Below are 13,974 nucleotides of genomic sequence, written 5' to 3' on the forward strand. Positions count from 1 at the left end.
AACACCAGATCTGCCATGTGCCAGCTACTCGGGATGAGCTCCAGCGCGAATGCCGCGATCACTTTCTCGTTCACCGGCTTCGCGCAACGCGGTGGCCGCACCGGCGACCATGCCGACGGCTGGGGCATCGCGTTCTACGAGCGATCCGGCTGCCGCATCTTTCTCGACGACCAGCCGGCCTGCGATTCGCCGCTGGCCGAATTCGTCAGCCGCTACCCGATCAAGTCGAAGATCGTGCTGGCCCACCTGCGCAAGGCCACGCAGGGCGAGCCGATGCTGTCGAACAGCCACCCGTTCCAGCGCGAGTGGGGCGGCCAGTCCTGGATCTTCGCGACCAACGGCGACCTGCGCGATTTCCACCCGCCGCTGCGCGGGCCCTTCCTGCCGATGGGCAGCACCGACAGCGAGAAGGCCTTCTGCTGGATGCTGCAGCAGCTGCGCGAGCGCTTCGGCGACCGGCCGCAACCGCCGGGCTGGCTCGAGATGGCGCCGTGCGTGGCCGAGCTGTCGGCATCGATTGCGCGGCACGGCAACTTCAACATCCTGCTGTCCAACGGCCAGGGCTTGTACGCGCACTGCTCCAGCCGGCTGGTGGTGCTGGAGCGCCGCCACCCGTTTCCGACCGCCCGCCTGGTCGATTGCGACGTGTCGCTCGACCTGGGCGTGCTGAACCGGCGCGACGACCGCATGGTCGTCATCGCGACCGCGCCACTCACGGTCGACGAGCCGTGGTCGCCGCTGAAGACCGGCGAATCGCGGCTGTTCGTCGACGGCGAAACGGTCTGGCGCCACACGCACCCCGACACCCGGATGTTCCCGGTTCCGACGACGCACAGCGGCCGAGGACGCAGCGATGCCGATGGACGTCCGATGGCTCGATGATTTCCAGGCGGTGATCGACTGCGGCAGCTTCACGCACGCGGCGCAGCGCCTGGGCGTGTCGCAGTCGGGGCTGTCGCGGCGCATCCAGGCGCTGGAGCAGTGGGTCGGTGCGCCGCTGTTCGATCGCCTGGCACAGCCGCTGCTGCTGACGGCAGCGGGGCGCCGCTTCGCACCGCTGGCGATCGGGCTGCAGTCGATGCTCGACGCCGCGCAAGGACCGGATCCCTTGCGCATCCACCACCACCCCCATGCCGTGACGATCGCCGTCGCCGACGGCCTCGAGGCGGGCCTGCTGCCGCGGCTGCTCGGGCGCATCCGCAGCCGCTGCCCCGACACGGCGTTGCGCATCATCGGCCACGACGAGCGCCACGCGCGCGCCTCGCTGCTGTCGGGCCGCTCGCTGCTGTGGGTGGTGGCCCAGGATCCGCATGCGGCGGTCGACCTCGCCCCGGAGTTGTTCCAGGCCAAGCTGGTCGCGCGCGACCGCCTGATGCCGGTGGTGGGCGCGCGCGGCGGCCGGCCGCTGTTCGAGCTGCCGGGCACGCCGCAGCGGCCGGTGCCGGTCGTCGACTATGCGGATGCGCATCCGCTGGCGAGCTTCCTGAACCGGGGCCTGGCGCGCGAGCGCACGCTGCCCCACCTGCGCGTGGCCGGCGTCGCACAGAGCATGTCCGGCTTGCACGCGCTGGTGGCCCAGGGGCTCGGGCTCGGCATGGTCTACGAGTCGATGGTGAGCCACGAACTGCGGGCCGGCGAGTTGCTGTGCGCCCAGCCGCGCTGGACCGCGCCGGTCGAGGTGCTGATGGTGCGGCCGCGCCACGTCCCGCACGGCAGCCCGGCGGCCGTGCTGGCGAACACGATCTGGGAGCAGACCGCCGAGCTGCCCGAAGAGCCGCGCCATCCGCTGGCGACCTCGGCGGCGCGCACGGCGCTGCTCGTCAGCGACGTCGTGGGCTGAGGGCGACAGCTCAGCGCGGCGTGGCGGCGCTCAGAGCGACAGCGCCGACAGCTCGGCCTGGCGGATGAGGCGGCGCGTCGCAGCCTCGTCGGCATCCAGCTGGCGCAGCTGCCGCCGGGCGGTGTCGCGCTGGTCGGCGCTCGACTTGTCGTCGGCCAGAACCCTCCGCTGCTCGGTCGCATCGCGCAGGATGCCGTCGAGGCGGTTGTTCAGCTCGCGCAGTTCGGTGCCCATGCGCAGGCCGGCGTTGAACGGCCCCGCGAGATCCGCCGGGCAGGTGTTGCGGTAGGTGCCGCCGAGCCGCGCGAACTCGTAGCCGCTGCGCGCGGTGCAGAAGCTGATCAAGCCCATCTCGTAGCCGGTCCGGTAGGCGTTGCCGACCGGCACCGGCGCGCACAGCGGCGCCGACACCTTGCCGAGCGTCGCATCGTTCTCGCCGAGTTCGCCGGTGCAGTAGGCGCGCTGCCCGTCGGCATGGCCGGCGGCATAGGCGGTGCGGTCGGCGCCGATGTCGTTCTTGCGGCAGGCGTCGGCACGCGCGGCGAAGCGCTCGATCGTCAGGCCTTGCGATGCATCGCGGCGGCCGAGCTCGCGCCAGTCGGCCTTCAGGCAATCGTCCTTGCTCATCACCGAGCAGCCGGCGAGGAAGGTGGCGCAGAGGGTGGCGAGGGTCAGGGTGCGAAGCATGGGAGGCAGGTGCAGGGGTGAACTCGCGAGCAGGCGATCAGGCCATCGACAGCGCGAGGATCGCGGCCAGGAACAGCAGCAGGGCCACCAGGCACACGCACAGCAGCACGCCGGTGCGCCACAGGGTCGACGACCAGGTCAGGCCATAGGCTTCGCGCAGGTGCACGGCCATGTGCACCGGCGGCACGAGGATCAGCAGCGGCGCGACGAAGCCCTGCGCAGGCGTGCCGTACAGCAGCGCCGCGACCGTCACCAGCAGCGACATGAAGGTCAGCGAGTAGAGCGAGAAGACGGCATGGTCGTACATCGCGATCCCGCGGCGCCAGAAGAACATCAGCCACAGGAACGGCAGCGAGATCGGCACCAGCAGGAATGAGAACTTGTAGGCCGTGCCCTTGAGCTTGTAGAGCGCCAGTTCCGGGTTGTCGATGGCGTGGCGGATCGCCGCATCGAGCTTCGCGTTGCCGGTGTTCACCTGGGTGCGGCGCTTTCCGTCGACCGGGCTCGATGCCGGCGCGGCAGCCGCCCTCGGCGAAGCGTCGAAGGCCTGCAGGGCGGCACCTTGCGTGCGCGCCTCCTGGCGGGCTTCGGCCAGTTCGGCGAGTGCATCGGTGAGGTCTTCACCCCGCGCCCGGATCCGGGCGAGTTCCTGCTCGGCCTTGGCGACCGCCGCATCGGCCTCCTTCACCTCGGCCAGCAGGTCGGCCCGCTCGGATGCGGCGCCTGCGAGACGGTCCGGCGTTCCCTTGGGTCCGAGGGACACCACGAAGAACATCAGGAACACCGTGAACAGGAAGAGCGCCAGCGGCGACACATGGCGCACGCGCTGGCCGTCGATGAAGCGGCGCGTCAGCAGGCCGGGCCGCGCCACCAGCAGCGGCAGCGTGCGCCAGCCCTTGGCCTCGAAGTGCAGCAGGCCGTGCAGGACCTCCTCGCCCAGGTGCAGCAGCGAGCGGTGCAGGTGACCGCTCTGGCCGCAGGCGTGGCACCAGGCACCGCGCAGTGTCTCGCCGCAGTTGCGGCACGCCTTGTGTGCATCGTCGCTCACCGCTGCAGCGCGCATGGGGATCGTTCTTCCGTGAAGTGGACCGATGGTGCTGCGGGGTGCGGAGATGGTGCGCCCGGCTGGGATCGAACCAGCAACCCCTGCCTTCGGAGGGCAGTACTCTATCCATTGAGCTACGGGCGCGAAGTGCGGGATTCTACAGTGACCGCCACCGACCCCGGGTGAGCCCGGTGGCGCGCCGGGGGGCGGCCTCTATAATCCCGCGGTTTTGCCAGTACCGCCAGCCAACGGATACGCCTCGAGGAACTCCATGAGCGACGCCCACAGCACTCCCGAACACGACGCCCCGCACGAGGGTCCGATCAAGACGCCCAAGCAGCTGATCCTCGCGGTGTTCTTCGCCTTCGTGATCCCGATCATCGCCATCATCCTGCTGGTCAGCTACGTCGAGGCCGATCACCAGCCCGCCGCCGGCAGCGATGGCCTGAAGGCCGAGGCCGTTGCCAAGCGCATCCAGCCGATCGCCGGCTACGAGGTCAAGGACCTGTCCGATCCCGCCTCGCTGAAGAACGGCGAGCAGGTCTTCGCCGCCCAGTGCACCGCCTGCCACACCGCCGGCGTCGCCGGTGCGCCGAAGTTCGGCGACACCGCCGCCTGGGCGCCGCGCATCCCGCAGGGCTACGACGTGCTGCTGACCCACGCGCTGAAGGGCAAGGGCGCGATGGGCCCGCAGGGCGGCGGCGACTTCAGCGATGTCGAGATCGGCCGCGCCGTCGTCTACATGGCCAACAAGGGCGGCGCCAAGTTCGCCGAACCCGCGGCCGCGCCGGCCTCCGGTGCTGCACCCGCTGCGGCCGCCTCCGCCGCCGAAGCGGCCCCGGCTGCGTCGGCCGCCGCCTCCGGCGTGAAGTAGATCAAGCGGGACGCACGTCCACGCCCACCCGTCGAAGCCGGCCTCGCGCCGGCTTTCTCATTCCAGGCGCTGCGGGCTCAGGCAGACGCCGAACTGCCGCAGCAAGGCCGCCTGCTCGACCGGCTGCGGCGCCCACCAGCCGCGTTCGACGGCATCGGCCGCGGTCTCCATGTCGAGCGTGTGCACGAGGCCCAGGCCCAGCTCGGTGCCGAGGTACAGCCGCCCCGCTTCATCGAGCCAGGCGGTGTCCATGCGCGCCGCGCGGCCGGTGTGCGATTCGAGCTGCGGCGGCGCCTCCGGCTGCGCGGCCAGTCGCCACACCCAGGGCGCCGCCTCCAGTTCGACGAACACCTGCTGCGGCCCGTTCTGGAAGAACCAGCGGCCGCGCACATCGCCCTCGTAATTGCGCCCGATGAACTCGCGCAGCTTGTCATGGCGGATCACGCTGCCCTTGACCTGCGGGAACGCCCCCGCCGCCTGCACGCGGTCGTCGCGCATGTACCACTCGCCGCGCGCATCGAGCGCGAGCCAGCCGACGCAGGCCGGCACGTTGGGCCACTTCTTCAGTGCAGCCTTGACCATCTCGTCCATTGCGGCTCCTTTCGGGGGAATCAGCCGGCCACGTGGGGCGCGAACCATCCCATGACCTGCTCCGGCAATGTCATCACATGCCCGGGCCATGCACCCGCCGGGAATCCCACATGCCCGCCATGGTGCGGCTGCCACAGCGTGACGAACGGGCCGACATCGGCCTGCCGCGGCAGGCTGTGCGCCGGCACGAACGGGTCGTTGCGCGCGTTCAGCACCAGCGCCGGCACGCGGATGCGGTGCAGGTGCGGCTTGGCCGAGCCGCGCTTCCAGTAGTCGTCGGTGTCGCGAAAGCCGTGCAGCGGCGCGGTGAAGACGTTGTCGAACGCATACAGGTCACGGGCCGCGCGCAGCCGCTCGCGGTCGAACAGGCCAGGGTGCTGCTCCCACTTGCGCAGCGCCTTCGGGATCATCGTGCGCAGGAACATGCGCGTGTAGACATGCCGGTTGAAGCCGCGCCCGATCGCCTGCCCGCCGGCTGCCAGGTCGATCGGCGACGAGATCGCGCAGACCCCGCGCACCACCGCCGAGGCCGTGTCGCCCGCCTCCTCGGCCCAGCGCAGCAGCGCATTGCCGCCGAGCGACACGCCCACCGCGACGATCGGCCCGGCGTGGCGCGCGCGCAGCACCTGCAGCACCCAGCCGATCTCCTCGAAATCGCCGGAGTGGTACGCGCGCGGCGCGAGGTTGATCTCGCCCGAGCAGCCGCGGAAGTGCGGCACCACGTAGTGCCAGCCGCGCTCGCGCGCCCAGTGCGCGAAGGCCTGCGCGTAGTGGCTCGCGGAAGAGCCTTCGAGGCCGTGGAACAGCACCAGCATCGGCGCACCGGCCGCTGCATCTGCCACGTCAGCACCCACCTGGAAATCCACGTCGATGAAGTCGCCGTCGGGCGTGGACCAGCGCTCGCGCCGGTAGACCGGCGCCGGCCCGTGGTAGCGCTTCGAGTACAGCGCCGGCCAGATCGTCTGCAGGTTGCCGCCGACGGCACCACGGCCACCGAGCCAGCGTGGGGACAGGAAGTCCATCGATGCCCCCTTCAGTGCAGTGTTGCCGGCGCTTCGCCGACCTCCTGCACCTCGCCGACGGAGCCGGGGCTCGCATGGTGCGCGACCATGCGCCAGCCGAGCGCCGTCTTCACGTACACGTTGGTCGCGACGACCCAGGCCGCCTGCGGGCCCTCGTTGGTCATCACCTGCACCCGCTCGAGCACGCTGTGCACCGACGTCGATTCGCTCTCCAGCCGCCGCACCTTCTCGGGGTGCGCATCGATCGTGCCGTTCGAGAACATCGACTCGAACGCGGCGCGGATCGCCGCCGGCCCGACCACCCGCGGCCCGCCCGGGTGCACGCAGGTGATGTCGTCGTCGTCCGACCAGACCGCCATCAGCTTCTCGATGTCGCCGCGCTGCAGCGCCTCGTAGAACTGCTGCTCGGTGTCGTCGGCCGAGGACAGCAGCGCGGCAGCGGGCGGTTTGGGACGGGCCATCGGCGGGGTTCCTTATCGGAAGACGACGGTCTTCTGACCGTTCAGCAGCACACGGTGCTCGACATGCCAGCGCACCGCGCGCGCCAGCACCATGCATTCGACATCGCGGCCGACCGCGGTGAAGTCCTGCGCGCTCAGCGAATGGTCGACGCGGGCCACGTCCTGCTCGATGATCGGCCCCTCGTCGAGGTCGGCGGTCACGTAGTGCGCAGTCGCGCCGATCAGCTTGACGCCGCGGTCGTGCGCCTGGAAGTACGGCTTCGCGCCCTTGAAGCTCGGCAGGAAGCTGTGGTGGATGTTGATCGCCCGGCCCTTCATGAAGCTGCAGAAGCCGGCACTCAGGATCTGCATGTAGCGCGCGAGCACGGTCAGGTCGACCTGCTCGCGCTCGATCAGCGCCTCGATCTGCTGCTCCTGCGCGCGCTTCGCCTCGGGGCTGCTGCCGGCCGGCAGCGGCAGGTGGTGGAACGGGATCTGGTAGCGCTCGGCGAGGCTGGCGAAATCGGGGTGGTTCGACACGACGGCCGCGATGTCGGCATTCAGCTGCTGCGAATGCCAGCGGTACAGCAGGTCGTTCAGGCAGTGGCCGTGCTGGCTCACCATCAGCAGCAGGCGCGGCCGGCGCGACAGGTCGTGGAAGGTCGCGTCCATGCCGTACTGCTCCCGCACGCTGGTGAACAGCTTGTCGAGCGTCGCGACCTCGGCCAGGTGCGCCGGCGCCTCGAAATGCACGCGCATGAAGAACAGCCCGGTCGCCGACGCTTCGCCGATGTCGCCGAACTGCTGCGAATCCAGGATGTTGCAGCCGGCCTGGTACAGCAGGCCCGAGACGGTGTAGACGATGCCCTTGGTGTCACGGCACGACAGGGTGAGGACGAATTCACGAACAGGCTGCATGGGCGCAGATTGTACGGACGGGGTAAAGCCCCGCGAGGCCCCGCATAGAATCGCCGCCACGTGAACCACGTCACGCCCCCTCGTGACTTCCAGCGCCATGGCAGCAGCACCCGCCGGATGGAGTGATCGCAGCAAGGAGCTGTCGGCGCTGCTGGCGCGCAGCGGGCTCGGCGACCGCCAGGCCTTCGCGGCGCTGTACGAGCGCACCAGCGCGCATCTGTTCGCCGTCGTGCTGCGTATCAACCGGGACCGGGCGCAGGCGGAAGACGTGCTGCAGGAGGTGTATGTCAACGTCTGGCGCGCCGCGCAGAGTTTCGATGCGGCACAGAGCCAGCCGCTGACCTGGCTGACCAGCGTCGCGCGCAACCGTGCGATCGACAGCCTGCGCCGCAAGCAGACCGAGCCGCAGACGCAACCGGCGCCGTTCCACGACGACGAGGACAAGGACGTGTACGACGATGTGCCTGACGACGCGCCGACGCCGCTCGAGATGCTGAGCCGCGCCTCGGACGCCCGCGCGCTCGCGCAGTGCATGGACGGCTTGAGCGCGCCGCAGCGGCAGAGCGTGGCCCTCGCGTTCTACGACGGCCTGAGCCATGCCGAGGTGGCCGAGCAGATGCGCCAGCCGCTCGGCACCGTGAAATCGTGGGTGCGGCGCGCGCTGCTGGCGCTGAAGGCCTGCCTCGACAACGCCGTGCTGCGCGACAGCCGTGCGCGGGCTGCCTGATGGACTACAGCCGGCCTGAACGGGCCGATCGCCTCGGCGCCGAATACGTCGCCGGCACGCTGCGCGGCCCGGCGCGGCGGCGCTTCGAATCGCTGCTGCCCGGCCACCCGGCGCTGCGCAGCGCGGTGCAGCGCTGGCAGGACCGGTTGATGCCGCTGACCGTCACGCTCGCCCCGGTGCAGCCGCCGGCGCGCGTGTGGCGGCGCATCGAGACCCGGCTCGGGCTGCGGCCCACCGAGGCACCGTCGCAGGCCTGGTGGGCGCGCCTCGCGTTCTGGCGCGTGCTGAGCGGCGTCGCCACCGCGGCGACGCTGGCGCTGGCCTTCGTCGTCGCGACCCCGCCGCCGGCGCAGGCGCCGGTGGTCGTCGTGCTGTCGGCCGCCGCGCCGGCCGACCAGCCGAATGCCGTGACGCCGGCCAGCTTCGTCGCCAGCATCAGCGCCGATGGCCGCGCGATGGTGACGCGGCCGCTGGCCCCCGTCAGCGTGCAGGCCGACCGCTCGCTCGAGCTGTGGGCGCTGCCGCCGAGCGGCGCGCCGCGCTCGCTGGGCGTGATCTCGGCCAGCGGCTCGACGGTGGTGCGCCGCGGCCAGGTGCTGCAGGGCACGTCGGCGCTCGCCGTCACGCTGGAGCCGCCGGGCGGGTCGCCATCGGGCGCACCGACCGGGCCGGTGCTCTACGTCGGCAAGCTGAGTTCGTAGCCCGGAAGCCATTCCGGGAGCGGCAGCCGAAACCCGGAATGGCTTCCGGGCTACGCGCTGCGAGGCAACGTGACGCTGAACGTCGACCCGACGCCCGGCGCGCTCTCGACCTCGATGCGCCCGCCCATCAGCACGATCAGCGCGCGCGTGATCGCGAGGCCGATGCCGGTGCCCTGGATGCCGCTGCGCGCCTGCGCAAGCCGGTTGAACGGCTCGAACAGCTGCGGCAGGTCCTTGGCCGCGATGCCGATGCCGTCGTCGATCACCTGCAGCAGCACCTCGCCGTCGCGGGCCTCGGCACGCACCCACACCGAGCCGCCGGCGCGGTTGTACTTCACCGCGTTGCTCAGCAGGTTCAGCACCACCTGGCGCAGCCGCGTCGGGTCGGCGCGCACCTGCAGCGCCTGCGCGCCTTCGATCGGCCGCAGCGTCACGCCTGCCTCGCCGGCCTGCGGCGCCAGCATGTCGAGGCATTCGCCGAGCAGCGGGCCGAGCGCGATGTCGGCCGACTCCACCGACAGCTGGCCGGCCTCGATGCGGCTGTGGTCGAGCAGGTCGCCGATCATGCGCAGCAGGTGCTCGCCCGATTCGCGGATCAGCCCGACGCGCCGGCGCTGCGCCACGCTGAGCGGCTCTTCGTCGAGCTCCAGCAGCTGCGCGAAGCCGAGCACCGCGTTCAGCGGCGTGCGCAGCTCGTGGCTCATGCGCGACAGGAACTCGGTCTTCGCGCGGTTCGCCGCATCGGCCGTCGCGGCAGCGGCGCGCGCCTTCTCGAGCTCGCGGTACTCGGTGATGTCCTCGAGGTAGCCGTGCCACAGGATCGAGCCGTCCGGCGCACGCCGCGGTGACGACACCGCCTGCATCCAGCGCAGGCTGCCGTCGGGGTGGTGGTAGCGGTATTCGGTGCGCTGCGTCGCCTTGCTGCGCGCCCAGTTCGACACCGCGGCCATCAGTTCCTCGCGGTCGCTGCGCGCGATGCGGCGGAACATCTCCAGCGCATCGCCCATCAGCTGCTGCGGCGTCAGCCCCAGCACCTCGGTGCAGCGGTCGCTGACGAACGGGATCTCGGCGCGCCCGTCCGGCCACAGCCGGTACTGGTACAGCACGCCGGGCACGTGCCGCATGATCTGCTGCAGCCGCTCGTCGCGCTCGGCCGCCTCGCCCTGCGCCTGGCGGCGCAGCGTCACGTCGCTCAGCGTGCCGACCATGCGGCGCGGCCGGCCGTCGGGCCACCACTCGACGATGCGGCCGCGCTCGGACAGCCAGCGCCAGCTGCCGTCCTTGTGGCGCGCGCGGTACTCGCTCTCGTAGGCCGGGATCTCGCCGCGCGCATGGCGCAGGTAGGCGGCGTGGTTCAGCGGCCGGTCGTCGGGGTGGATCACGCTGTCCCAGCCGGCCTGGGTGGGCAGCATCTCGCCGACCGCGTAGCCGAGCAGCGCGACGCTGCCGTCCATGCCGCCGAGCGCGTCGGCCTCCATGTCCCAGGCCCAGACCGAGGTGCCGGCGCCGACCAGCGCCTCGCGCATCAAGCGGTCCTGCTGCAGGTCGGTGGGCGGCATCGCGGGGCTGCCGGTGTCAGGCGAGGCGCAGCCGGTCGTCGAGCGCGGCTTCCACCCGCTGCGCGCTGACGCCGGTCAGGCAGCGGGTGTGGCCGAAGCGGCAGCTGCGGTCGAAGCAGGGGGCGCAGTCGAGCTGCAGCTCCTCCTTCAGCCAGATCACTTGCGCGCGCGGGTTCAACGGCGGCGTGTGCTCCGGGCTCGTCGAGCCGAACACGGCGACCTGCGGGATGCCGAACGCCGCCGCGACGTGCATCAGCCCGGAATCGTTGCTGACGACCCCGCGGGCGCCGGCGATCAGTGCCATCGCGTCGATCAGCGTGGTCTTGCCGGCAAGCACTCGGCAGGCGCCGGGCGCGGCCCCGGCGATCTCGTCGCACAGCGCGACTTCCTTGCCCGAGCCGAGCAGCACGACCGGCAGGCCGTGGGCGGCATGCAGCGAACGCGCGAGCTCGGCGTAGTGCGAGGCGGGCCAGCACTTGGCCGGGCCGTATTCGGCACCCGGCGCGAAGGCCCAGTACTGCTGCGGCGCCAGCTCGGCCGCGGTGGTCACGCGCTCGAGCGTCGCCGCATCGAACTGCAGGCGCGGCCGCTCGGTCTCGGCCGGTCCGCCCGCCAGTGCGCTGTAGAACGCCACCATCGGCGGGCGCCCGCCCGGGTTCGGCAGCCGCTTGTTCAGCAGCAGCGGCCGGCCTTCGCCCTGGTAGCCGATGCGCTGCGCAATGCCGGCGAAGAACGGGATCAGCGCCGACTTGATCGAGTTCGGCAGCACGTAGGCGGTGTCGAAGCGGCCGCGCAGCGTGGCCGCGACACGGCGCCGCGCCGACCAGTCGAGCCGCCCGTGCGCGAACGGCAGCTCCATCACCTCGCGCACGCCGGCCATCGCCCGGTACACCGGCGCGACCCACGGCAGCGCGGCGACCGTCACCTCGTCGCCGCGCGCCACCAGCCGGCCGACCAGCGGCTGCGACATCACCGCGTCGCCGATCCACTGCGGGGCGATCAGCAAGGCGCGGTTCATCGCGTCGTTCAGTGCGTGTGGAGTTTTTCGCCGGCCTTCAGGCGATACACGGTGCCGCAGTACGGGCACTTGCCTTCGCCGGTCGTCGCGACGTCGATGAACACCTTCGGGTGGGTGCTCCACAGCGTCATCTTCGGGTTCGGGCAGAACACGACGCCGGGGCCCTGCACGTCGTGCGCGGTGACTTCAACCACTTCCTGTTGCTTGCTGCTGCTCATGGGGTCCTCAGACGGCGGTCAGCCATTCGGCGTATTTGGGATTGCGGCCGTTCACGATGTCGAAGAACGCGCTCTGGATCTTTTCGGTGATCGGCCCGCGCGAGCCGCTGCCGAGCTCGATGCGGTCGAGCTCGCGGATCGGCGTCACCTCGGCGGCGGTGCCGGTGAAGAAGGCCTCGTCGCTGATGTAGACCTCGTCGCGGGTGATGCGCTTCTCGACCAGCTTCAGGCCGAGGTCGTTGCAGATCGCGAAGATCGTGTTGCGGGTGATGCCGTTCAGCGCACCGGCCGACAGGTCGGGCGTGTAGACCACGCCGTTCTTGATCACGAAGATGTTCTCGCCGGCGCCTTCGCTGACGAAGCCGGAGGCGTCGAGCAGCAGCGCCTCGTCGTAGCCGTCCTCGGTGGCTTCCATGTTGGCGAGGATCGAGTTCGTGTAGTTGCTGACCGCCTTGGCCTGCGTCATCGTGATGTTGACGTGGTGGCGGGTGTAGCTGCTGGTCTTCACGCGGATGCCGCGCCTGAGGCCTTCTTCGCCCAGGTAGGCGCCCCAGGACCAGGCGGCGACCATCAGGTGGATCTGGTTGCCCTTCGGGCTCACACCCAGCTTCTCGGAGCCGATCCAGGTCAGCGGGCGCAGGTAGCAGCTCTCGAGCTGGTTCTCGCGCACCACGGTGCGCTGCGCGTCCATCACCTCCTGCTGCGAGAACGGGATCTTCATGCGCAGGATCTTCGCGCTGTTGAAGAGCCGCTCGGTGTGCTCGCGCAGCCGGAAGATCGCCGTGCCCTTGGCCGTCTTGTAGGCGCGCACGCCCTCGAAGGCACCGCACCCGTAGTGCAGCGTGTGGCTGAGCACGTGGATCCTGGCGTCGCGCCAGTCCACCAGTTGCCCGTCCATCCAGATTTTTCCGTCGCGATCGGCCATCGACATGGCAGGCTCCTGTGTGGGGAATTGGCTGAGGAAATCAGACTGAAGAATCAGACTGAGAGCAGGCGATTTTACGGATTGGCCGGCGGCTCCGCCGGAACCTCCGGATCAGGCCGCACCAGCGTCCACTTGGCGAGCTTGCCGCGCTTGAATTCGAGCGTGACCTCGCTGCCGCCGTCGTCGGCCCAGGCCCAGGTGTCGGCCAGGGCGTCGACCTTGCGGCCGAGGCTGCGCGTCATCGTCACCACCTGCATCATCGTCAGGCCTTCACTCAGCTTCGAGTGCAGCATCACGGTGCTGCCGACGTGGCCGACCGGCGCTTGGCCGGCGTTCTTCATCACGCGCAGCGCGCGGCTGAACTGGATCAGCAGCCAGAACACGATGACCGATGCGGCCATCACGACGCCCTGCCAGCCATACGCCTGCCACGCTGCCGCCACCGCGATCACCGCGAGGCCCCACCCGACGATTGGATTCATGCGCGCGATGTTACGGGGCGGATCGGGGCACTCGCCTGTGCAGTTTCCACAACGAAGCCGGTTCGCAGCGCGTGGGCCCAGTCCGGGCGGCCGTGCTGCTGCGCCAGCCGGGCGGCCGGTTCGGCGTCGAAGGGCACGGCGCGCCATTCGACCTGCCAGCCCGCGGGGCGGCGCGTCAGCAGCGCATAGCGGGCGTGCGGCGTGCCGTTCTCGACCACGTGCGGGTGCGGGTGGTCGTCGTCGTAGGCCTGCAGGCCGACGCTGCCGGGGTTGACGATGAGGCGGCCATCAGCAAGCTGCAGCCCGCGCGGCACGTGGGTGTGGCCGCACAGGATCACGCCGTGCGCCACGCCTTGCTGGGCATCGCCAGCGCGAGAAGTCGCCTCGGCGAGGGTAGCCGGCCGCATGCCGCCGGGGTCGACGGATTCGAGGAAGTAGACGAGGTCGCTGCCGGGCGTGCCGTGGCAGCAGAAGACCTCGTCCGACAGCTGCAGCGTGGCCGGCAACCCGGTGAGCCAGGCCCGGTGGGGCGGCAGCAGGCGTTCGGCGGCAAACGCGTCGGAGGCCCCCATCGCCGCGACATCCGGCGCCAGCACCTGGCGCTCATGGTTGCCACGGATCGTCGGCAGCCCGAGCGCCATCAGCCGCTCGGCGGTTTCGCCGATCCACAGCGGGCCGGACAGGATGTCGCCGAGGTTGACCGTCAGGTCGGCGCCGGTGGTGGCGATGTCGGCCAGCACCGCGTCGAGCGCGTGCAGGTTGCCGTGGATGTCGGAGAGGGCGGCCAGTCGCATGCCGCCATTGGACTACGAACCGCTCAGGAGCGCCGGTGGATGCGGATCGCCTGCGCCTTGCCGGCCTGCGCCGCCGCGGCCGCCTTCGCGGGCACGTCGCAGCCGTCGCAACCGCAACCGGCCGGTACCTGCG

The 13,974-nt window shown here is 70.9% G+C and carries 17 protein-coding genes and 1 tRNA gene; 5 read left to right on the plus strand and 13 right to left on the minus strand.

What is annotated here, in order from left to right:
- Positions 1 to 15 precede the first annotated feature (15 nt).
- Together AC1DXV_RS07785 and AC1DXV_RS07790 are read left to right on the plus strand one after the other, a co-directional pair.
- Positions 16 to 882 carry a class II glutamine amidotransferase gene (locus AC1DXV_RS07785; RefSeq protein ID WP_477864169.1) on the plus strand — a complete coding sequence of 289 codons (867 nt, stop codon included), beginning with the start codon at positions 16 to 18 and terminating at the stop codon, positions 880 to 882.
- Positions 860 to 1,840: a LysR family transcriptional regulator gene (locus AC1DXV_RS07790; RefSeq protein WP_477933102.1), complete on the plus strand. Its 981-nt coding sequence runs from the start codon at positions 860 to 862 to the stop codon at positions 1,838 to 1,840. The genes AC1DXV_RS07785 and AC1DXV_RS07790 overlap by 23 nt, the downstream gene beginning before the upstream one ends.
- Before the next feature lie 30 nt (positions 1,841 to 1,870).
- On the opposite strand, the gene AC1DXV_RS07795 is transcribed toward AC1DXV_RS07790, so the two are convergent.
- The 3 genes from AC1DXV_RS07795 to AC1DXV_RS07805 form a co-directional block, all read right to left on the minus strand.
- Positions 1,871 to 2,527: a DUF2799 domain-containing protein gene (locus AC1DXV_RS07795; RefSeq protein ID WP_477864171.1), complete on the minus strand. Its 657-nt coding sequence runs from the start codon at positions 2,525 to 2,527 to the stop codon at positions 1,871 to 1,873.
- A gap of 37 nt (positions 2,528 to 2,564) precedes the next feature.
- Entirely contained in the window at positions 2,565 to 3,590 is a 1,026-nt protein-coding gene (locus AC1DXV_RS07800) for a DUF3667 domain-containing protein (RefSeq protein WP_477864172.1), read from the minus strand.
- Positions 3,591 to 3,640: 50 nt separating this feature from the next.
- A tRNA-Arg gene (locus AC1DXV_RS07805) sits at positions 3,641 to 3,716 on the minus strand.
- A gap of 127 nt (positions 3,717 to 3,843) precedes the next feature.
- Here AC1DXV_RS07805 and AC1DXV_RS07810 point away from each other — a divergent pair.
- Positions 3,844 to 4,446 carry a c-type cytochrome gene (locus AC1DXV_RS07810; protein ID WP_477864173.1) on the plus strand — a complete coding sequence of 201 codons (603 nt, stop codon included), beginning with the start codon at positions 3,844 to 3,846 and terminating at the stop codon, positions 4,444 to 4,446.
- Positions 4,447 to 4,503: 57 nt separating this feature from the next.
- Here the strand turns inward: AC1DXV_RS07810 and AC1DXV_RS07815 are convergent, their stop codons facing one another.
- From AC1DXV_RS07815 to purU, 4 genes are read right to left on the minus strand one after another with little or no spacing between them, the layout of a single operon-like run.
- Positions 4,504 to 5,037: a DUF2946 family protein gene (locus AC1DXV_RS07815; protein ID WP_477864174.1), complete on the minus strand. Its 534-nt coding sequence runs from the start codon at positions 5,035 to 5,037 to the stop codon at positions 4,504 to 4,506.
- Between the two features lie 20 nt (positions 5,038 to 5,057).
- Positions 5,058 to 6,059 (minus strand): YheT family hydrolase, encoded by a 1,002-nt coding sequence (locus AC1DXV_RS07820; RefSeq protein ID WP_477864175.1) that lies wholly within the window; start codon positions 6,057 to 6,059, stop codon positions 5,058 to 5,060.
- 11 nt (positions 6,060 to 6,070) lie between these two features.
- Complete coding sequence (locus tag AC1DXV_RS07825; RefSeq protein WP_477864176.1) at positions 6,071 to 6,520, minus strand: YybH family protein; 450 nt, start codon at positions 6,518 to 6,520, stop codon at positions 6,071 to 6,073.
- Positions 6,521 to 6,532: 12 nt separating this feature from the next.
- Entirely contained in the window at positions 6,533 to 7,417 is an 885-nt protein-coding gene (gene purU / locus AC1DXV_RS07830; RefSeq protein ID WP_477864177.1) for a formyltetrahydrofolate deformylase, read from the minus strand.
- Positions 7,418 to 7,514: 97 nt separating this feature from the next.
- Here purU and AC1DXV_RS07835 point away from each other — a divergent pair, with 97 nt between their 5' ends.
- On the plus strand, positions 7,515 to 8,144 hold the full coding sequence (locus AC1DXV_RS07835; RefSeq protein ID WP_477933104.1) for a sigma-70 family RNA polymerase sigma factor: 630 nt from the start codon (positions 7,515 to 7,517) through the stop codon (positions 8,142 to 8,144).
- Positions 8,144 to 8,845: an anti-sigma factor gene (locus AC1DXV_RS07840; RefSeq protein ID WP_477864179.1), complete on the plus strand. Its 702-nt coding sequence runs from the start codon at positions 8,144 to 8,146 to the stop codon at positions 8,843 to 8,845. Before AC1DXV_RS07835 ends, AC1DXV_RS07840 begins: the two co-directional genes overlap by 1 nt.
- A 50-nt stretch (positions 8,846 to 8,895) precedes the next feature.
- Here the strand turns inward: AC1DXV_RS07840 and AC1DXV_RS07845 are convergent, their stop codons facing one another.
- The 6 genes from AC1DXV_RS07845 to AC1DXV_RS07870 all read right to left on the minus strand — a co-directional run bounded on the left by AC1DXV_RS07845 (position 8,896) and on the right by AC1DXV_RS07870 (position 13,841).
- Positions 8,896 to 10,404 carry a sensor histidine kinase gene (locus AC1DXV_RS07845; RefSeq protein ID WP_477864180.1) on the minus strand — a complete coding sequence of 503 codons (1,509 nt, stop codon included), beginning with the start codon at positions 10,402 to 10,404 and terminating at the stop codon, positions 8,896 to 8,898.
- A 16-nt stretch (positions 10,405 to 10,420) separates the two neighbouring features.
- The gene (gene waaF, locus AC1DXV_RS07850) at positions 10,421 to 11,422 is read right to left on the minus strand and encodes a lipopolysaccharide heptosyltransferase II (protein WP_477864181.1); all 1,002 of its coding nucleotides are present in this window, start codon (positions 11,420 to 11,422) and stop codon (positions 10,421 to 10,423) included.
- An 8-nt stretch (positions 11,423 to 11,430) separates the two neighbouring features.
- Complete coding sequence (locus AC1DXV_RS07855; RefSeq protein ID WP_073468799.1) at positions 11,431 to 11,640, minus strand: zinc-finger domain-containing protein; 210 nt, start codon at positions 11,638 to 11,640, stop codon at positions 11,431 to 11,433.
- A gap of 7 nt (positions 11,641 to 11,647) precedes the next feature.
- Positions 11,648 to 12,571 (minus strand): branched-chain amino acid transaminase, encoded by a 924-nt coding sequence (locus tag AC1DXV_RS07860; protein ID WP_477864182.1) that lies wholly within the window; start codon positions 12,569 to 12,571, stop codon positions 11,648 to 11,650.
- A gap of 68 nt (positions 12,572 to 12,639) precedes the next feature.
- On the minus strand, positions 12,640 to 13,047 hold the full coding sequence (locus AC1DXV_RS07865; protein WP_477864183.1) for a hypothetical protein: 408 nt from the start codon (positions 13,045 to 13,047) through the stop codon (positions 12,640 to 12,642).
- Complete coding sequence (locus tag AC1DXV_RS07870) at positions 13,044 to 13,841, minus strand: metallophosphoesterase family protein (protein ID WP_477933106.1); 798 nt, start codon at positions 13,839 to 13,841, stop codon at positions 13,044 to 13,046. The genes AC1DXV_RS07865 and AC1DXV_RS07870 overlap by 4 nt, the downstream gene beginning before the upstream one ends.
- Positions 13,842 to 13,974: the final 133 nt, after the last annotated feature.

The organism is Rhizobacter sp. P3_C12 (assembly GCF_056402735.1).